We start from the raw sequence: 19,006 nt of genomic DNA on the forward strand, positions 1-19,006 counted from the left end.
GCAGCGCTGACTCCCTGCTTTCCCAGGCAAATCTCCGGTAGATTCCCGCGCGGCGGCCGCTCGCGTGGACGTCCGCAATTGCAGTACGAAGAAGCTGTTTTATCAACAAATCCCGATTAGATCGGGATAATTCGAGGGGCTATATCATGAATCGATCAGTACGTTTGCCCAGCCTGATGGCAACAGCGCTTGTCACGGCGGTGCTTTCGGCATGTGGAGGCGGCGACGACGCCAACACGGCCAGCGTGGACGCGGCCGTTCCTGCGTCGACCGCGACGCCTTCATCGCCGCAGCCTTCCCAACCGTCTACTCAGACGGCATGTCGGCCGAGCGGGAAGTTCACCTATTCGGGCTCGGCATCCCAGATCGCCGCCAACAACGGCCAACTGGCTATCGTGGTCGTGCCCAGCCTGCCTGCCGCCTATGCGAAGAACCGCAACTTCACCGCGCCGAACGCGCCCGCGTCCAGTCAGCTTCAGCAGCCAGGGGGCGCATTTACGGCGCTTGCGTCGTCGGCCGCGGAGACCGACTGCCTGGGGCTCGACCACGGCGCCGTAACGGAGATTCAAAGCGTGGGGACCGATGTCGCGATCGGCCGCTGGAATCAGGCGATGGATACGGACGGCAACACCTATACCAGTCAGCAAGGCGTCCACTACGCGGTCGGCACGCCGTTGTCGTTGCAGGCGACGAGCGGCACGCTGGCATGCACCCAACTGCTCGCCGATACGGTCGCGAACGCGGACGGCGGCGCGGCAGGCACGCTCGGAACGAGTTCCGCTACGGTCGATCTCGCGACGCGCACGCTCAACAACCTGACCCTGTCGATCAACCTGATGGACAGGCCATATACGTTGACGAGCACGCAGGCGCCGTTGAACGGGGCATCGACTACGGGGCAGTTGCTGCTCCAGTCGGTAGTGGTCGGGCACGACGCAACGCGGCCGTTGATCGCAGTCGGCTACACGGCCACGCTGCCGAACAGTGACACCATTGGGGGCGTCGTGGTGCTTTCGTGCACGTGATCGCGTTCGCGGCGCAATCAATCGGTCGCCGCGAGCGCCGGACGTCGGGCGCGGCTTTCTCGCGCTGACTGCCGTGGTAGTACGGTCTCGCTCGACATGCGCGTCGCGCTCGCGATCGGCCAGGTGTGAATCGTGCAGCGCGGCGTCGTGTGCGTGGTAGTCGCTCGTAGTCGCGCGCACCGCCTCGCCCGGTCTGGCCGTAATAAACCATCGAGTCGACGCCCGCCGCGCTGCGCCGGACGCATGGAACATGCGCGTGCCTTGCAGCGCGGCCTACCGGTGTTTGATCCCGATCATGCACGTGTTGGCCCGACGTCATATGCTGTTTGAATCGCTGGTCCGCGCTTCGCGCGGTCATCCGCCGATTCGCGCGCCCGCGCCGGCTGTCTGGCCGGCGCGGCCGCATCCTCGCGAAGTTCCGGTCGTCTCCGCGACGACGCGTCCACAACGAGGCCTTCGCCATGCAATCCACTTCGACCATTCCCGCGCTCGCACGAATCGCGCTTGCCGTCGACCCGACGCCGGAGTCGCTGTCCGCGATCCGCTACACGTGCACGCTATTGCGTCCCGGCATGCGCGTACGCATCGTCTGCGGGATCGACAACCCGCGCCTCGTGTTGCCCGACATTCCGCGCATCGACGCGCTGCTGAGCGCAGCGCGGGACGACATGACGCGCGAAGCGCAGGCGACGCTCACCCGTGCCGCCGGGTTCTTCGCCGACAGCGGCGCGGAGATCGAGCAGGTCGTTATCGATACGTCGATCACCGGCGGTACGGTGGCCAACGCACTCGCGAACGATACGTCGGAATGGCATGCCGACGTGCTGGTGGTCGGCGCCAATCCGCACCACGGCCTGCTGCGGCTCGTCGAAGGCGCGATGTCGGACACGCTGGCCGCACGCGCACGCTGCGCGCTGCTGATCGTGCCTGCCGGCTATGCGCGCCCGACGGAGGGCCCGCTGCAACGCCTGATGTTCGCGGTCGACGGCAGCGAGCCATCGCTGCACGCCGTGCGCGTCGGCCTCGGCTTCGCTGCGCCGACGACACTGCTGTACGCAGCCTACGTCGTCGATCGTGCGGTTCGCTTGACGGATATCGTGCCGGTGCGCGCCCTCGAGGATGCGTATCGCGCGGAGGGCGAGGATGCGCTCGCGCGAGTGGCGCCGCTATTCCATGCGGCCGGGAACCCCACCAAGCGCGGAATCGTCGAAACCCGTCCGACCAGCGACGACGTCGCTCATGCGCTGATGCGCGAAGCGGTGCACTGGCACGCGGAACTGCTGGTGGTCGGCACGCACGGCCGCCGCGGCATCGCAGCCTGGCTGATCGGCAGCGTCGCGCGCCGGCTCGCGCATCTCGCTCAGGTGCCGGTGCTGCTCGTGCGCGGCGCCGATTGAAGTGTTGCGGCGGATCAAGCAAAGCGAACGTTGCTTGACCTGCATCAGAAACGCTGCGCGCATCACGTGACACAGTGGCACAACGCGCTGGTGCGCGCGGAGCACCGCTCGCATCGGAACGCATCGCAATCATTCAGTGCCGCGGCGATTCGGTTGTCTTCTGGCGCCGGGCCGCGCACCGTACGTGAGCCGGTCAATGAACTCTCTGGCACGAGGGTAGGCAGCCGGCGGCTGCCTTGGACAACGGACGGGGTGCATCGCACCCCGTCCGCTTTCCTGGCCCCGTGCAAACCACTTTCCTCGCAGGATATTTTTGTAGCGATGTCGTCGCGTGTAGCGGCGCGTCGCGGCACGTGAGCCGCGATCGTCAACCGGTATGGACGACTCGGCGATACCGTCGCATTCGGCGCGCGTCCAGCGGCGCGGAAATGGCCGGGCGGCACGGCATGCCGCCCGTGCCGCGCCTGCCGGATGTCACGCCGTTACGCGGCGCGAAGCGCGCGAAGCTCGCGTCGGCAGTGGGCGCCGCGAGTTGCGCGAGCGTGCCGGCTTACGCCGCGCAGGCGTCCTCGGCCGAGCGGCGTGCGATTGCGCAGTCGCGGCCAGCCGGGGCGCGTCTTGCGGCGCGGCGTCGGCTTGACGGACGCGGACGCGTCCGCGCCGGCACGCGCGCAGAGTGCGGCGGCGAACCGCTGCAGCGCGAATACCGACCCCGCGACGCTCTGGTATTTCTCGCTGCCGATCTGTCCGTCGAGCGTGACCAGCAAGCCGGCTTCGCACGCGAGCGCGAGCAATGCGTCGAGGTCCGCTGGCGGGCGGACAGCGGCAGGCGTCGCGGAAGCGGACGCCGCGCGTGCGCGCCGCTGTCCGTCCGGGGCGGGGAAGTAGCGATGTGACATGATTGGTCTCCTGCGCCGGACCCCGCGCGCCGGCTCGATGGCCGGCTGAGCGATGACCGGTATGAACGCATCGTTCATGTCGCCAGTATCCGCCGCGAAGATCGCGCTGCCAATCGGCGTGCGCTGAAGCCGCTGTCAGCCGTTGCGTGCCGGCTATCGGAATCGGCTGACACGCCGCAGTGCGGATCCGCGGCCGCTGCATCCGCGGCAGCGCCGGCGCGCGATGCCGCGCATCGCGATCCGACACATTCGAACTGACGAAAGCCGGCCCGCGCACGGCGCTTGACGCGGGATTTCGGCCGGTCTAAGTTCCGTCGTGCATCGACGTCGCGCGACGTTGAATCATCAGCGCGACCGGCGGTGCCGCGCCTCGGGGTGGCGTGGTAAATCCTTCCAGTCGTTCGCGGCCATGTGCGCCGCGAATCCTGCGCGCGTGCCGATCCGGCGACGGATCGGCGCGGCGGCACGCAACGTGCCGTTGACCGTGCGCAAACACGTGCCGGCGCATCGCACGCCGGGCGGCGATCCATACCATACTCTTCCATAACGTCAGTTTCCTTTCGTTCCTCGACCGTCAGGAGCCCGTTGATGTCCCAGGACAATCTGCTTGAATCGCTGAAGGCCGTCGCCGAACAGCGCGCGATCGGCGCCGACCAGTTGCGTACGATGCTCGACGACGAAGTCCGCGCGTTGTCGTCCGATGCCCGCGTGCACGATTACATCCACGTGTTCGCGATCCGGCACCTGCGCGAACGGATGCGCAGGCAGGACGAAAGCGAGCGCGACACGTCGCCCGGAACGCAGCGCGACGACGCCCTGGATGCCGGCACGCGCCCGCGTCCATGATGTGCCGGAGTCGCGGCCGAGGCGCGAAAGCGTGCCGACAGGACGTGTACAGCCACGGCCGCGTTTCCTCATACTTTTCATCGAATCGTCACGACGATCTCAAGTCGGGCGCGCAAATGCCGTTTACCCGGTGAATTCGTCCACCGCGCATTCGCGCTTCCTTACCGAGTCGTCACCATGTTCTCGTCCATCCGCACCCGCATTCTTGCCGCGTGCGTCGCCATCGTCGTATTCGCGCTCGCCGCCACCACGCTGATCAATTACTTCATCGCACGTTCGTACAACGACGACGCGATCGACCGCAACCTGACGTCGGTCGCGAGCGGTCACGTGGTCGGCATCGGCGACTGGGTCGCGACCAAAAGCCGGATGATCGCCTCGCTCCAGGATGCCGCGCTGTCGCCCGATCCGTTGCCGGTGTTCAAGCAGATGGCCGCAGCAGGCGGCTTCACGAACGTGTACGCGGGCTACGCGGACAAGGCGTTCCATTTCTCCGATCCGACCGGGATCCCGCCCGATTACGATCCGACCGGCCGGCCCTGGTACAAGCAGGCCGCACAGGCCGGCAAGCCGGTCGTCACGCCGCCTTACGTCGACGCGGGCACCGGCAACCTCGTCGTCACGTTCGCGGCGCCGATCTTGCGCGACGGCGGGCTGAAAGGCGTCGTCGCCGCCGACGTCGCGATGGACAGCGTGATCGCAAACGTGAAGTCGATCCACCCGACGCCCGCGAGCTTCGGGATGTTGATCGACAGCAATGGCCACGTCGTCGCTCATCCCGACGCGAAGCTCACGCTGAAGCCGGTCGCCGACGTGTCGGCGGATCTCGGCGGGATGAGCGTCGCGTCGCTGGCCGCGGCCACCGCGCCGGTCGAAGTGCACGTGGGCGGCGACGCGAAGCTCGTGCGTGCGCAGGCCGTGCCGGGCACCGACTGGTATGCGCTGGTGCTGCTCGACAAATCCGAAGCGACGGCCGGCATGCGCTCGTTGCTGACGGCTTCGCTGATCACGCTGGTGGTGATCGTCGGCGTTGCGTCGCTGATCGTCGGCGCAATCACCACGACCGCCTTCCGCCGTCTGTCGCAGGTGCGCCAGGCGATGGCGTCGATCGGCTCGGGCACGGGCGACCTGACGCAACGCCTGCCGGCCGAAGGCCGCGACGAGGTCGCCGACATCGCGCGTTCGTTCAATACCTTCGTCGACAAGCTGAACGACGTGATGCGCCAGATCCGGGACGCCAGCGAATCGGTGCGCACGGCCGCGAACGAAATCGCCGCGGGCAACCAGGACCTGTCGTCGCGCACCGAATCGGCCGCGGCGAGCCTGGAGGAAACGGCCGCATCGATGGAAGAGATCACCGCGACGGTCGGCCAGTCGGCCGCCGCCGCGGGGCAGGCCGACGAGCGCGCGGCCGCCGCGTCGCGGATCGCGTCGCACGGCGGCGTGGTCGTGTCGGACGTGGTAGCGACGATGGAGAAGATCGAGGAAGCGTCGGGCCGGATCGGCGACATCATCGGCGTGATCGACGGGATTGCATTCCAGACCAACATCCTCGCGTTGAACGCTGCGGTGGAAGCCGCGCGAGCCGGCGAGCAGGGCCGCGGTTTCGCGGTCGTCGCGCAGGAAGTGCGCAGTCTCGCGCAGCGCAGCGCGCAGGCCGCGCGAGAAGTGAAGGTGCTGGTCGAATCGACGGTCGCGAGTGTGTCGGCCGGATCGGGGCAGGTGCGTCAGGCCGGCGAAACGATGCGCGAGATCGTCGCGAACGTCGCGAACGTGACGACGATCATCTCCGAGATCACGCATGCAGCGAACGAGCAGACGCGCGGCATTCAGGAAGTGAACCGCGCGGTCACGCAGCTCGACGAGATGGTGCAGCAGAACGCGGCGCTCGTCGAACAGTCGACCGCGGCGGCCTCCGCGTTGCAGACGCAGGCGAACGCGCTCGCGACGACGGTCGGGCAATTCAAGGTCGCATGATTTCCATCGGCTGATCGACCGCTACCCGCACCGCCGCGCGTGCGGCGATGCTCAACCGTGACCGTCGTTGTCGCGCATTAGCGCGAGCCGGTTGTACAGCGTCTTCAGGCTGATGCCGAGCGCTTTGGCGGCTCGCGGCTTGTTGCCGCCGAAGTGCTCGAGCGTTGCCGCAATGAAGCGTTGCTGCACGTGGTGCAGCGTTGCGCCGAGCGGCAGCGCCATGGCACCGTCGGACGTGCGGTCGGGCAGCATCGTCGGCGCCGGCAGCACGACGTCGATGCCGTCGTCCGCGAGGATGTAGGCGCGCTCGATCGTGTTGTGCAGCTCGCGCACGTTGCCGGGCCACGAATACGCGCGCAGCGCGGCAATCGCCGCGTCGGTCAGCCGTTTGTGCGAGCGATGCCGCGCATTGAGCGCGTCGACGAACTCGTGGGCGATCGCTTCGACGTCGCCGCTTCGCTCGCGCAGCGGCGGCACGTATAGCGCGAATGCGGCGAGCCGGTAGAACAGATCTTCGCGCAAGCGTCCGTCGCGGACGGCCTCGGCCGGATTATGGCGGGTCGCGGACAGGATGCGCACGTCGAGCGGAATCGACTCGGTGCCCCCGACCCGCAGGATCGTGTTCGACTCGAGCGCGCGCAGCAGCTTCACCTGCAGCGACGCGGGCATTTCGGCGATTTCGTCGAGCAGCAGCGTGCCGCCGCACGCGGCTTCGAAGAAGCCTTCGCGCTGCGCGAACGCACCGGTGAAGCTGCCTTTTTCGTGGCCGAACAACTGCGCTTCGGCAATGTCTGCCGGGATCGCGCCGCAATTCACGGGAACGAACGGACCGTTGCAGCGGGCGCTCAGATCGTGCAGCCGGCGCGCGACGATGTCCTTGCCGACGCCGCTTTCTCCGGCGATCATCACGCTCGCGCGGGTCGGCGCGATTTTCTCGATACGGGTGAGCAGCGTGCGCATCGCCGCTGAGCGGCCGGTCAGCGCGCGCACGTCGCCGCGTTGCTTCGGACGGTTTGCGGTTTCTCCCATAGGCGTTGGCGGCCCGGTTTTGAAAATCGGCACCGCATACTCCCTTCGTTGCAATATTTATCACCGACAGCGGACCGCCGCGGAAGGTGCCGCGATATAGAAATTTCCAATGCCGGCCGCCGAGCGCCTAGAAAACCCCGATTACCGCGCAGCCATGCCGTTTCGGCATTCGCGCGTCCGTGCCGCTGCCTTTTTACATTCATCCTATAAAAACGCGAAACACGCCGGCAATATTTACCCGGTGAAGCGCGGCACGCGCTGTTAACAGGCCGGCGGGCGCGATTTTCTGCTCGTCCGGCGCACACTCGCTGCGGGCACGCCCGTTGCGCGCGCACGCTCGCACGCCCGGCACGCTTCGCGGTATGCCGACCGCAGGGGCGGCAGGCCGTCGAGCAACGGCCGCCGGCGCGATGCAGGGAAAACGATGAGGACCTTTACCCGTGAGCTATATCGGCAGGGCGCATGGGTCGTGCTGGCCGTCGCGGTGGCCTCCGCGCTGCAGGTGTGGGCAATTCGCGTGGTCGGCGTGCATGCGCCATTTGCGCCGCTGCCTCTCTACGCCGCCGTCGCGGCCGCGGCCTGGCTGACGTCTTTCGTCGGCGGGCTGGCCGCGACGGCCGCGAGCATCGCCGTGCTCACCGCGTTGTGGTGGCGGGCCGCGCCGCTGCCGGGCTGGATCGCGCAGGCGGGCGCGTTCGTCGCGATCGGTTTCATCGAGTGCGTGCTGGTGACGGTCGTCAAACCGCTGCTCGCGAACGACCGGCTGCATGGGGCTGACGACGCCGAGCAGGGCGCCGCCGCTCCCGAGCGCCGCGAGCCGGCGCCCGCCGCGCGCTCGCTCGACGACGTGCTGCTGCGGCGCGTGGTCGACGCGTCGCCGGACGCGATCGTCGGCGTCGATGCGGCGCGACGGATCACCAGCTGGAATCCGGCCGCGCGGCGCATCTTCGGCATCGACGCCGCGTCGGTGGCCGGACGCGACGTCACGACGCTGATTGCACCGCGCTGGCTGCGGCTGCATCCGGTTCCGGCCTCGTTCGCACGCGCCCCCGCGACGACCGGCCCGCTCGACATTCTGTGCGTGCGTCACGACGGCACATGCTTTCGCGCGACCTTCGCGGCATCGCCGATCGTCGATGCGCAAGGTAACTGCACCGGCATGTCGATCACGCTGCGCGACGCGCACGAACGCCGCAGCGACGAACGGCGCGACCTGCGTTCGTTGCACGGCGCGCGCGACGCGCGCGTGCAGGCCGACGAATCGAACCGGATGAAGGACGAGCTGCTGGCCACCGTGTCGCACGAACTGCGCACGCCGCTGAACGTGATCTACGGCTGGGTCGAAGTGCTGCGCAGCGTCGAGGGCCAGAGTTTCGCGCACCAGGCGATCGACGCAATCGACCGCAGCGCGCGCTCGCTGTCGCGGATGGTCGGCGATCTGCTCGACGCGTCGTCGCTCGCGACAGGCCGGATGCGGCTCGAACGGGCGCCCGTCGATCTGGTGCGCATCGTATTCGACGCAGTGCGCGAACTCGCGGGCACGGCCGAGGCGAACGGCCTCGAGTTGTCGGCCGACTGCGCAATGCCCACTTGCGTGATCTCGGCGGACGGCGAGCGCATGCGCCAGGTGCTGTCGAACCTGCTGTCGAACGCGATCAAGTTTACGCCGGCAGGCGGTCGCATCACGGTGTCGCTGACCCGCGCCGGTGCGCGCGTGCGGCTGGCGGTCGCCGATACCGGGCAGGGCATTTCCCCGGAACGCCTGCCGCATTTGTTCGATACGTTCAACCGGCCGGAAGGCGCGTCCGCATCGCCGAAACGCGGGCTCGGCCTCGGCCTGTCGATCGTGCGCAACATCGCCCGGCTGCATGGCGGCGAGGTCGCGGCGACCAGCGACGGCGCCGGACGCGGCACGACCGTGACGGTCACGCTGCCGGCGGAGTTGAGCACGGACGATCCGACAGTCCAGCCGCGTCGGCCCGGCGGCGCATCGACCGCGGTCGCGCTCGACGGCCAGCGCGTGCTCGTGGTCGACGACGACGCGACTTCGCTCGCAAGTCTCGCGGCCGCGCTCGAAACGCTCGGTGCGCGGGTGTCTACCGCGCGCTCGGGTCACGACGCGCTCGACGCGATCGCGCGGCAGCATCCGAGCGTCGTGTTGTCCGATCTCGCGATGCCCGACGGCGACGGCTTCTGGCTGCTCGACCACATCCGCCAATTGCCGGACAGCGGCGGGCGCGTGCCCGTCGTCGCGGTGACTGCCCATGCGGGCTTGGCGGACCGAAACCGGGTGATGGCCGCCGGCTTCGATGCGTATCTGTGCAAACCGGTGGACGTGCCGACGCTCGCAAGCGTGATCGCGGACATATCGCCGGTCGACACGCCGCGAGACGACCGCCGACACTGACGTACGGCGGCCACTGTTCAACCACGGGAGGCGAGATGAAACGATCGGACAATACGCGGTGCGACGGCATCGGCGCACGTGCGGCGCGCATCATGCGCATGCGGCCGGTCGTGCCGATCGCGAGCATACTGTTGCTGTCGTGTGCGTGGATTGCGACGCCGCGCATCGCATCGGCTGACGAAAGCGTGCGCACGAAGCTCGCGAGCCAGGCGTCCGCCGTGGGCGGCCAGTTGCGCGATGCGACCCTCGCGTCCCGTATCCGCGCGGCGCTCGTCGCCGAGCGCGGGCTCGCCTCCGACGACATCGACGTGCAGGTGCACGGCCGCGTGGCCGAGCTGACGGGCAGCGTGCCCGACGAGCGGCAGCATGCGGCCGCGGTGCGCGTCGTTCACGACGTCGACGGCGTCAGCGGCGTGCGCGACAGGCTGCAGATTCGCCGGAAGTAACGTGATGCGCGGGCAAGCGTCGGGCCGGTTGGGCGTCGCGCGCCTTGCAGCCCTGCGCGGCACCGTGCAGGAGGGTTCGACATGGACACCATTATCGCGGGCCGCTTCTCGACACTCGAGCAGGCGGAGCGTTGCGCGGCGCAGCTGCGCGGCCACGTCATTCATCGGGACGACGTGAAAGTCTTCTTTCTGAACCCGCCCGGCCAGCATGCGTTGTTCTGGCTCGGCGGCGACGTTTATGCGGATTCGGCGGCGCGTCCCGGCGGCCTTGGCGCGCTCGAAGGCGTGGCCGTCGGCGCGATCGTCGGACTGATCGGCGCCGCGCTGCTGTATCTGGGCGGGCTCCATTCTCCGCTCGCATGGTTCGGCGTGCCGCTGGTCGGCGGCTACGTCGGCGCGTTGTGCGGCGCGCTCGGCAAGATGCGCGGCGACGCGCCGGAAGGGCATGGTGCGCTGAAAGCGTGCGAAAACGGCGTCGTACTCGCCGCGCACGTGACGCGCCGCACCGCGACGTTTGCGGAGCGCACGCTGCTCGCGGCCGGTGCATTATCGATCGAGCGCGTCGAAGGCGCGTGGAGCAAGGGCGCGTGGACGGATTTCTTCACGTCCGCGCATCGTCCGGCATGACACGCATGTTCATGGGGCGCGCAGCCGGACCGAATCGGCGCGCAGCGGATGACGTGCGCCAGGCACGGGGCGATTGGGACGCGTACCGTCCCGTCGTGCTCGCCGCCGCCGCATGCATGCTGGTATCGCGCATGGTCTCGCCAGTGCTCGGCGCAGCGATCGATGCGCCGGCGCCGCTCGCATCGTCGGTGCAAGTCGCACCGGGCGTGATTCGTCCCGGCGAGACGGCAGACGAAGCGGACATGGCGCGGCGGCCGACCGGCATCGATGCGGAATTCGTCGACAAGGCCGGCATCGTCGGCCAGACGCAATTGCGGGCGAGCCAGCTGGCCCTCGACCGGTCGTCGAATCCGGACGTGAAAGCGTTCGCGCGCAAGATGCTCGACGATCACGATCGCATGACCGCGGAGTTGCGCAAGCTCGGCGCGCGCAAGGGCTTGCCGGTGCAGGCGAAGATGCTCGTCGATCCGGCGGTGACGGCGTTGCGCGCCAGAACCGGGCACGCATTCGACATCGGATATGTCGCGATCGCGGGGCCGGCAGCGCACGAATCGGCGATCAAGCTGTACGAAGCCGAAGCGCGCGACGGCCGCGACCCGCAACTTCGCGCGTTCGCGGCCGCCGCGCTGCCTACCTTGAACGCGCACCTGAGCGCCGCGCGCGCGCTCGCGAAATCGGTCGACGCCGCGCACCGATCAGCGCCCCGCGCACAATGCGCGTATCAGCGCCGCGGGGCGTCGCTTTCGGGGCCGCCAGGCGAGGCCTCGTGCGGTGGCGCGTCGAGCGCCGTTTCGCCTTCCTCGATCAGCCAGTAGCGCGAAGCGCCGTAGTACGCGTGCACCGCTTCGGCCCAGCCCGGATCGGCCATTGCCGGCCAGTGGTCCTTGTCGAAGCCCGGCGCCGCGCGCACGCGCTCCGTCGGCACGGGCAGCACGAAGCAGCGGCGCTCGACGTCGAGCGTCAGCAGGCTCCACGGCACCGCGAGCAGCTTGTCGCCGATCCCGAGAAAGCCGCCCGACGACACGACCGCGTATGCGATCCGGCCGGCGCGCACGTCGAGCATGATGTTCGTGACCTTGCCGATGTCGTCGCCGTCGATCGTCAGCACGCGATCGTCTTCGAGCGTGCCGGCGGCCATCACGTCCGGGCCGGGGCCGCCGGACGAGCGGCCGGTGTCGCCGACGATGCGCGACGGGGTGTCCGTTGTCATCGATTGCCTCCTGGTCGAAGCGGCGCGGCGCACGAGCCGTGCACGGCGCGGGTGAGAGAACGGGCGATCATCGGCGCCGCGGCAGCGACACGTCTTCGAGCGTGTTCGCGAGTTCGTCGCGGGCGGGGCCGCCGGCGCGGGTTGCGATGTCGCCGAGCGACAGCATGCCGACGATCCGGTGCTGCGCATCGAGTACGGGCATCCGGTGCAATTGCACGTCGGCCATGCGTTTCTGGACGTCGCCGACGCCGTCGTCCTCGACGCACCACTGGACGGGGGCGGACGCGACGGCCTTCACAGGCGTGTCGGGCGAGTGCCCGTGCGACAGCGCGCGCACCGCGAGGTCGCGGTCCGTGACGATCGCGACGAGTTCGTTGCCGTCGCAGACCGGCAGCACGCCGATGTCGAAACGCTGCATCAATGCGGCCGCATGGCGAATCGTGTCGGTGGGCGCGACGCACACCACGTCGCGCGACATGATCTCGTTGACGCGATACATGAACGCCTCCTTCGTGAGCGAGACGATCCGGTAGCAGGACGCGTGCCGCGCCCGATCGGCATGCGTCGCGCGTGCGCTGCGCCGCCACGGAGAAATTTGCCAGCCGGGTTGTACATCTTCCACGGCGGCAGCCGTGGCGGGGCCGCACGCGTCGGTCAGTGGCCGACCCCCGTCATCACGACGATCGCGAATACCAGCGCGCTCTCGATCGCGGCAAGCGCCGCGACGCCGGCGGCGCCACTCACTTCGTGCCACGCGCGTTCCATGCGTTTCATCAGTTCACTCCGGTTGTGCCGGCCCGGCGCGGCGCTGCCGCGCGTGCAGAGCCGGGTGCCGCCGTCAGCCGTGATCGCGGGGCGGTGGTGGGGCGTCGGGCTTGCGCGGGGCGCGTTCGCCGGACGGCTTGGCGGGGTCGATTCGCGTCGCGCCGCCGACGGCGGGCGTATCGCTGGCCGGGAACGTTTCCTCGAGCCCTTCGTCGATGCGCTCTTCCGTCTTGTCGTCGGACGGTTTGTGCGACGCGGCGAAGAGGCCGGGTCCGGCGGCCGGTAACACGGCATCGCGGCGGCCGGGTGCGTGAGCGGTCATGATCGAACCTCCTTACACGTTGAGAGGGCGCAAGCCCCGTACCCATGATCCCGCCGGCGTCACGCGTATAGCGTCCCCCCGGCCGGACGCTCCAGGATAGCCGGCATTTATTGACACATGAGCCGACCGGGCCCGCGAGTGACCGCGCAGCGGCGTGCGGCCCGATCCCATTCGGACTTGCTGTCCGCCTAGCGCCGAAGGCCGGACGATGTCGCTCGCAACGGCGGCCTGCCCGGCGCGACGGTCCGCCAAGCGGCGCGAGCGGGCACGCCGATTGCGTACGGTCGCCGCGCCAATCGACACGCGCGAGCCGCCGCGCAGGAGCGACATGAATACCCAATCGATGCTGCACCGTCCCGAACCGATACCCGACGTCGATCCCGACCCGGCGCTGCCCGAGCACGACGATCCGGTCGATCCGCCCGTGCCATCGGGTCCGCCGTACGGCGATCCGCCGTCACAGCCGCAACCGATGCGGATGCCGGGAGGACGCAGCGAACCGCGGCCGGCCGCGCGATCACTGAAAGGAGGACCATCATGGACATTCACGTGCAATCGCCGGACAAGCGCGCGATCGCCCAGGTGCTGGGCCGCTATTTCGAATCGCGTTCGTTGCGCTACCACATCGAGGAACTGCCCGGCGGGGTGCTCCATATCGGCTTTCGCGCAAGCGGGCGGCCGGTTGCGGTCACCGTGTCGTTCGACGACTCCGCGTACGACACCTACACGCACTGGGACGCGAGCCAGAAGCAGCTCGCGCTCGGGCGGCTCGCCGACGGCTTTTCGCGGATGATGGCGAGCCGCAGCCCCGCCGCGCTCGCCGGCGACTATCACGTCGAGCGTTTCTGATTCGGCAATCTTCCCCCCGGCGCCAGCCGGACACCGGCAAAGTGCCCGTTCCAGACGGGCGCTTTGCGGCTTCACGCGCGTCGCGTAGGATATTCACTTATTCAGCGTACGCTACGTTCACGCCGTCGACTGCCTGCCGGCGGAGCCGGACAGACGCGGCGCGTTTTTCTTCAGGCGCCTTTGCGCAACCGACGGAGACCATCTTGATGACCGTTGCTCGCCCGTTGCTGTCAGCCGGTGCTCGCCGCTTCGTTACGGGCCTGTCGGCCTTCGCCGCACTCGCGGCCGCCGGCGCACGCGATGCGTCGGCCCAGACGCCTTCGCCGCTCGGCGAATGGCAGTATTCGGCGGGCGTTCCGCTGCAGAAGCTGTTCAACCCGACGGTGCCGACCTGGCAGGTCAGCGTCGGCGCCGCGATGACGCTGCAGCCGCGTTACGCGGGTTCCGACCGCTACCGCGTGATGGGCGGCCCGAACCTCGACGTCCGCTATCGCGACCTGTTCTTTCTGTCGACGGGCGACGGACTCGGCGCGAACGTGCTGCGCGGGCCGAACTGGCGCGTGAGCCTGTCCGTCGGCTACGACCTGGGACGCCGCTCGGCCGACGATCTCGACCACCTGAACGGCCTCGACAACATCAACGCGGCCCCGGTGATGAAGCTTGCGGCCGATTACGTGATCTCGAAGGATTTCCCGTTGGTGCTGCGCGCGGACGTGCGGCGCAGCATCGGCGGCTCGAACGGCTGGGTCGGCGATTTTTCCGCATACATGCCGATGCCGGGCAGCAACGAGCACTTCTTCTGGTTTGCGGGGCCGACGGTGTCGTTCGCCGACTCGCGCTACATGAACGGCTGGTTCGGCGTGAATCCGGGCGCGTCCGCGCGTTCCGGGCTGCCGGCCTATTCGGCGAGCGCGGGGATGAAGTCGTTTGGCGCGGGCGTGACGATGGTCTGGTTCGTCAACAAGCACTGGTTCCTGACGGTGGACGGAGCTGTGGAGCAACTCGTCGGCCGTGCACGGCGCAGCCCGATCACGCAGCAGTCGACGAACGGCGTGTTCGACATGTCGGTCAATTACCAGTTCTGAGCCTCTGAGCCGGGCTGATCCTGCCCGGGACGAAGCCGGGGGCTTGCCCGCGGTGCTGGCGCGTGCGGCGTTGTTCTTCACATTTGATATGATTCGAACCTGTACAAACGTACAGTGATCGATTCCCGTGACGCCTGCATCGCCGACGCCCCCGGCGTTTTACTACCTGACCAATTTCGAACGCGCGCTGGCCTGGCTCGGCGAGCGCTACGACGACCTGCTCGACGCGCACGAACACGCGTTTCTCGCGCAGTTCGCGCAGTTGCCGAAAGCGTCGCGCGCGCTGTTCGTGCGGATGCTGATGCGCACCGGCTCCGACTTCCGCGCGAGCAAGCTCGTGTACGACGAAATCGGCTGCACGCTCGACGCGGCCGCGCCGCTCGTCGCACTGGGCTGGGTCGATCCGGCGCCCGCGCTTACGCTCGACGAACTGTTTGCGCTGTCGACCAAGGCCGATCTGCTGAAGGTGTTCCCGTCGCTCGCCGCGCATGCAGGCGAGCGCAAGCTCGACTGGCTCGAGCGATTGCGGCCCGGGCACACCGACGCGCAGCCGCTCGACGCATGGTGCGAGCACGCGGGCGATCGCGTGCTGCGCGTGACCGTTGGCCCGCTGTGCGAGCGCCTGCGGCTGATGTTCTTCGGCAATCTGCACCAGGACTGGAGCGAGTTCGTGCTCGCCGATCTCGGCGTGTTCCAGTATGAAAGCGTGCCGATCGCGCCGTCGTCGCGCGCGTTCCAGCATCGCGACGACGTCGATGCGTATCTCGCGCTGCACGCGTGCCGCGAAGCACTCGACGCGTGGCCCGACGAGCTGCCGTTCGACGGCCTGCTGCACGCGATCGACGCGGTCGGCTGCGCGCAGCCGTGGCTGGCGACGCGCCGCGCGAAGTTGCTGTTTACGCTCGGGCAGGCCTGCGAACGGCGCGCCGACTGGAGCACCGCGCTCGACGCCTATGCGCGCAGCGCGTGGCCGGGCAGCCGGCATCGGCGCATTCGCGTGCTCGAGCGCTGCGGGCGCGACGACGACGCGCTGGCGCTGGCGCTCGACGCGCGCGGCGCGTTCGAGAGCGACGAAGAGCGCCAGCGCATCGAGCGGATGCTGCCGCGCCTGCAGCGCCGCGTCGGGCAGCCGGTCGAGCGGACGGCCGCCGTGCCGGGCGCGCCTCGCGAAACGCTCGTGCTGGCGCGCCCCGAAGCGTTCGTGAGCGTCGAATTCGCGGTGCGCGACCATCTCGCGCTGCCCGATGCGCCGGTGCATTACGTCGAGAACACGCTGATCAATTCGCTGTTCGGACTGCTGTGCTGGGAGCCCGTGTTCGCGGCCGTGCCCGGTGCGTTCTTCCACCCGTTCCAGCGCGGGCCGGCCGATCTGCACGCACCCGATTTCGCGCTGCGCCGCGGCGATGCGTTTGCCGCATGCTTTGCGCAACTCGATTCGGGCGCGTACCGCGACACGATCCGCCGCCACTACGCGACGAAGGCGGGGCTGCAGTCGCCGTTCGTATTCTGGGGCGTGCTGACTGACGAGTTGCTCGACCAGGCGCTCGCGTGCCTGCCGCCCGAGCATCTGCGGCTGTGGTTCACGCGCCTGCTTGCGGACATTCGCAGCAACCGTTCGGGGCTGCCCGACCTGGTCCGGTTCTGGCCTGGCGAGCGGCGCTACGAGCTGATCGAGGTAAAAGGGCCCGGCGACCGGCTGCAGGACAACCAGACACGCTGGCTCGCGTACTGCATCGCGCACGGGATGCCGGTGCGTGTCGTCGATGTCGAATGGGCGGCGGGTGCCGGCGTGGAGCCGGCCGAAGCGGCGGGGCTGTCGGCATGAGCTATGTCGTCGCGGTGCGGGCGATGTGCGAGTTCACCGCGCGGCGCGGCGATCTCGACCTGCGCTTCACGCCCGCGCCGACCGCGCTCGAAGGCATCGCCGGACATGGCGCAGTCACGTCGAAACGCGGCGCGCGCTACGAAACCGAAATCGCGCTGACCGGCACCTGGGGCACGCTCACGGTGCGCGGGCGCGCGGATGGCTACGACCCGGTCGCGAACCGTGTCGAGGAAATCAAGACCTACCGCGGCAGCCTCGATGCGATGCCGGCCAACCATCGCGCGCTGCACTGGGCGCAGGCGAAGGTCTATGCGCACCTCATGTGCGCCGCCCGCGGTCTCGCGGAAATCGACGTCGCGCTCGTGTATTTCGACATCGTGTCCGAACGCGAGACCGTGCTGACGGAAACGCTGAGCGCAAGCGCGCTTGCCGAGTTTTTCGCCGAGCAGTGCGCGTGCTTCGTCGGCTGGGCCGAGCGCGAGACCGCGCACCGAGCGGCGCGCGATGCGGCGCTGCGTGCGCTGACGTTTCCGCACGGACAGTTCCGCAGCGGGCAGCGCGAACTGGCCGTGTCCGTCTATCGGGCCGCGCGCGACGAACGCTGCCTGATGGCGCAGGCGCCGACCGGCATCGGCAAGACCCTCGGCACGGTGTTCCCGTTGCTGAAGGCGTGCGGCGAGGGCGAGCTCGATCGCGTGTTCTTTTTGACCGCGAAGACGCCCGGCCGCGCGCTCGCACTCGACGCGGCGGCGACGCTCGGCGCGGGCACGCCGGCGCTGCCGCTGCGCGTGCTCGAACTCGTCGCGCGCGACAAGGCGTGCGAGCATCCGGACCGCGCGTGTCACGGCGAGTCTTGCCCGCTCGCGCAAGGCTTCTACGACCGGCTGCCGGCCGCGCGCGATGCGGCGATCGGTGCAGGGCTGCTCGATCGCGGCACCGTGCGCCCGGCGGCGCTCGCGCACGACGTCTGCCCGTATTACCTCGCGCAGGAACTCGCCCGGTGGTCGGACATGGTGATCGGCGACTACAACTATTACTACGACGGCAGCGCGATGCTGCACACGCTCGCGCAGCAGAACCAGTGGCGCGTCGGCGTGCTCGTCGACGAAGCGCACAACCTGCTCGATCGCGCGCGCAAGATGTACAGCGCGTCGCTCGACCCGTTCGCGTTCGCGGCCGCGCGGGACGCGGCGCCCGCGGCGCTGCGCAAGGCGTTCGACCGGCTCGCACGGGCGTGGGGGGCGCTCAATCGCGCGCAGGCCGAGCGTTACGCCGCGTATCCTGACATCCCCGGGCCGATCGTCTCGGCGGTTCAGCACCTCGTCGCGACGATTGGCGAACATCTCGCCGACGCCCCGCGCGCGAACGACGATGCGCTGCTGCGCTTCCATTTCGATGCGATCCAGTTCGGCATGCTTGCCGACGCGTTCGACAGCGCGTCCATCTTCGACGCGACGCTGCACGGCGAACCGCTGCCGCGCCAGCCGGCGCTCGACGGCGTCGTGCCGGCCGGCCGCCGGCGACGCATCCAGTCGACGCTGTGCGTGCGCAACGTGATCCCGGCCGGGTTTCTTGCACCGCGCTACGAAGCAGCGCGCGCGACGGTGCTGTTTTCCGGCACGCTGAGCCCGTTTCATTTCTATCGCGACACGCTCGGGCTGCCGGCCGATACGGGCTGGCTCGACGTCGACGGGCCGTTCCGCGCGGAGCAGCTGACCGTGCGCGTCGCGAGCCATGTGTCGACCCGCTGGCGCGATCGCGACCGTTCGCTCGAACCGATCGCGGACCTGATCGCCGCGCAGTATGCGACGCGACCCGGCAACTACCTCGGTTTTCTCAGCAGCTTCGACTATCTGGCGCGTGTCGTCGCGCTGATGCAGGTGCGTCATCCTCACGTGCCGGTATGGGCGCAGGCGCCTGGCATGGGCGAAAGCGAGCGCGACGCGTTTCTTGCGCGTTTCGACGCGCGCGGGCGCGGCGTAGGCTTCGCGGTGCTGGGCGGCGCGTTTTCTGAAGGGGTGGATCTCGTCGGCGAGCGGCTGATCGGCGCATTCATCGCGACGCTCGGGCTGCCGCAGGTCAACGACGTCAACGAACAGATGCGGCGCGCGATGGATGCGCGTTTCGGCAACGGGTACGACTACATGTACCTTTATCCGGGGCTGCAGAAGGTCGTGCAGGCGGCCGGACGCGTGATCCGCACCGAACACGACGAGGGCGTCGTGCACCTGATCGACGATCGCTATCGACGACGGGAGGTGCGCGATCTGTTGCCGCGATGGTGGCGGATCGGGTGA

Annotated in this window: 16 protein-coding genes and 1 pseudogene; 12 read left to right on the forward strand and 5 right to left on the reverse strand. The window is 68.8% G+C overall.

Translation table 11 applies throughout. The annotated features are described in order from the left end of the window. Window positions 1-146: 146 nt before the first annotated feature. Both WK25_RS24205 and WK25_RS24210 read left to right on the forward strand, forming a co-directional pair. Window positions 147-1,025 (forward strand): hypothetical protein, encoded by an 879-nt coding sequence (locus tag WK25_RS24205; RefSeq protein ID WP_069242949.1) that lies wholly within the window; start codon window positions 147-149, stop codon window positions 1,023-1,025. Between the two features lie 461 nt (window positions 1,026-1,486). Next, the gene (locus tag WK25_RS24210) at window positions 1,487-2,422 is read left to right on the forward strand and encodes a universal stress protein (RefSeq protein ID WP_069242950.1); all 936 of its coding nucleotides are present in this window, start codon (window positions 1,487-1,489) and stop codon (window positions 2,420-2,422) included. Window positions 2,423-2,904: 482 nt separating this feature from the next. On the opposite strand, the gene WK25_RS24215 is transcribed toward WK25_RS24210, so the two are convergent. Next, entirely contained in the window at window positions 2,905-3,321 is a 417-nt protein-coding gene (locus tag WK25_RS24215; protein WP_069242951.1) for a hypothetical protein, read from the reverse strand. Between the two features lie 588 nt (window positions 3,322-3,909). Between WK25_RS24215 and WK25_RS24220 the strand changes: the two genes are divergently transcribed. Further along, the gene (locus WK25_RS24220) at window positions 3,910-4,167 is read left to right on the forward strand and encodes a DUF3562 domain-containing protein (RefSeq protein WP_069242952.1); all 258 of its coding nucleotides are present in this window, start codon (window positions 3,910-3,912) and stop codon (window positions 4,165-4,167) included. Window positions 4,168-4,344: 177 nt separating this feature from the next. After that, the gene (locus WK25_RS24225; RefSeq protein ID WP_069242953.1) at window positions 4,345-6,144 is read left to right on the forward strand and encodes a methyl-accepting chemotaxis protein; all 1,800 of its coding nucleotides are present in this window, start codon (window positions 4,345-4,347) and stop codon (window positions 6,142-6,144) included. A gap of 51 nt (window positions 6,145-6,195) precedes the next feature. On the opposite strand, the gene WK25_RS24230 is transcribed toward WK25_RS24225, so the two are convergent. Beyond that, a complete protein-coding gene (locus WK25_RS24230) occupies window positions 6,196-7,173 on the reverse strand; it encodes a sigma-54 interaction domain-containing protein (RefSeq protein ID WP_236857850.1) in 978 nt (325 codons plus the stop codon). Window positions 7,174-7,597: 424 nt separating this feature from the next. On the opposite strand from WK25_RS24230, the gene WK25_RS24235 reads away from it, so the two are divergent. The 4 genes and pseudogenes from WK25_RS24235 to WK25_RS24250 all read left to right on the forward strand — a co-directional run. Next, window positions 7,598-9,580, forward strand: a complete 1,983-nt coding sequence (locus WK25_RS24235) for a hybrid sensor histidine kinase/response regulator (protein WP_069242954.1) — start codon at window positions 7,598-7,600, stop codon at window positions 9,578-9,580. A gap of 35 nt (window positions 9,581-9,615) precedes the next feature. Further along, entirely contained in the window at window positions 9,616-10,026 is a 411-nt protein-coding gene (locus WK25_RS24240; protein WP_069242955.1) for a BON domain-containing protein, read from the forward strand. 81 nt (window positions 10,027-10,107) lie between these two features. Then, complete coding sequence (locus tag WK25_RS24245) at window positions 10,108-10,653, forward strand: hypothetical protein (protein WP_059546874.1); 546 nt, start codon at window positions 10,108-10,110, stop codon at window positions 10,651-10,653. A 116-nt stretch (window positions 10,654-10,769) separates the two neighbouring features. Beyond that, window positions 10,770-11,342: pseudogene (locus tag WK25_RS24250) on the forward strand (DUF4142 domain-containing protein); the annotation flags it as partial. A 32-nt stretch (window positions 11,343-11,374) separates the two neighbouring features. Here the strand turns inward: WK25_RS24250 and WK25_RS24255 are convergent. From WK25_RS24255 to WK25_RS24265, 3 genes are all read right to left on the reverse strand, one after another. Beyond that, on the reverse strand, window positions 11,375-11,863 hold the full coding sequence (locus WK25_RS24255) for a PRC-barrel domain-containing protein (protein WP_040139790.1): 489 nt from the start codon (window positions 11,861-11,863) through the stop codon (window positions 11,375-11,377). Window positions 11,864-11,930: 67 nt separating this feature from the next. Beyond that, on the reverse strand, window positions 11,931-12,362 hold the full coding sequence (locus WK25_RS24260; RefSeq protein ID WP_040139791.1) for a CBS domain-containing protein: 432 nt from the start codon (window positions 12,360-12,362) through the stop codon (window positions 11,931-11,933). 339 nt (window positions 12,363-12,701) lie between these two features. Further along, on the reverse strand, window positions 12,702-12,950 hold the full coding sequence (locus WK25_RS24265; protein WP_069242956.1) for a hypothetical protein: 249 nt from the start codon (window positions 12,948-12,950) through the stop codon (window positions 12,702-12,704). Between the two features lie 537 nt (window positions 12,951-13,487). Between WK25_RS24265 and WK25_RS24270 the strand changes: the two genes are divergently transcribed. The 4 genes from WK25_RS24270 (at window position 13,488) to WK25_RS24285 (ending at window position 19,006) form a co-directional block, all read left to right on the forward strand. Further along, the gene (locus WK25_RS24270; RefSeq protein WP_040139793.1) at window positions 13,488-13,799 is read left to right on the forward strand and encodes a hypothetical protein; all 312 of its coding nucleotides are present in this window, start codon (window positions 13,488-13,490) and stop codon (window positions 13,797-13,799) included. Between the two features lie 206 nt (window positions 13,800-14,005). Continuing rightward, window positions 14,006-14,884: a MipA/OmpV family protein gene (locus WK25_RS24275; RefSeq protein WP_040139794.1), complete on the forward strand. Its 879-nt coding sequence runs from the start codon at window positions 14,006-14,008 to the stop codon at window positions 14,882-14,884. Window positions 14,885-15,011: 127 nt separating this feature from the next. After that, window positions 15,012-16,709: a VRR-NUC domain-containing protein gene (locus WK25_RS24280; protein ID WP_069242957.1), complete on the forward strand. Its 1,698-nt coding sequence runs from the start codon at window positions 15,012-15,014 to the stop codon at window positions 16,707-16,709. Continuing rightward, window positions 16,706-19,006 carry an ATP-dependent DNA helicase gene (locus tag WK25_RS24285; protein ID WP_069243527.1) on the forward strand — a complete coding sequence of 767 codons (2,301 nt, stop codon included), beginning with the start codon at window positions 16,706-16,708 and terminating at the stop codon, window positions 19,004-19,006. Before WK25_RS24280 ends, WK25_RS24285 begins: the two co-directional genes overlap by 4 nt.

This window comes from Burkholderia latens (assembly GCF_001718795.1).
GTDB classification, from domain to species: Bacteria; Pseudomonadota; Gammaproteobacteria; order Burkholderiales; family Burkholderiaceae; genus Burkholderia; species Burkholderia latens_A.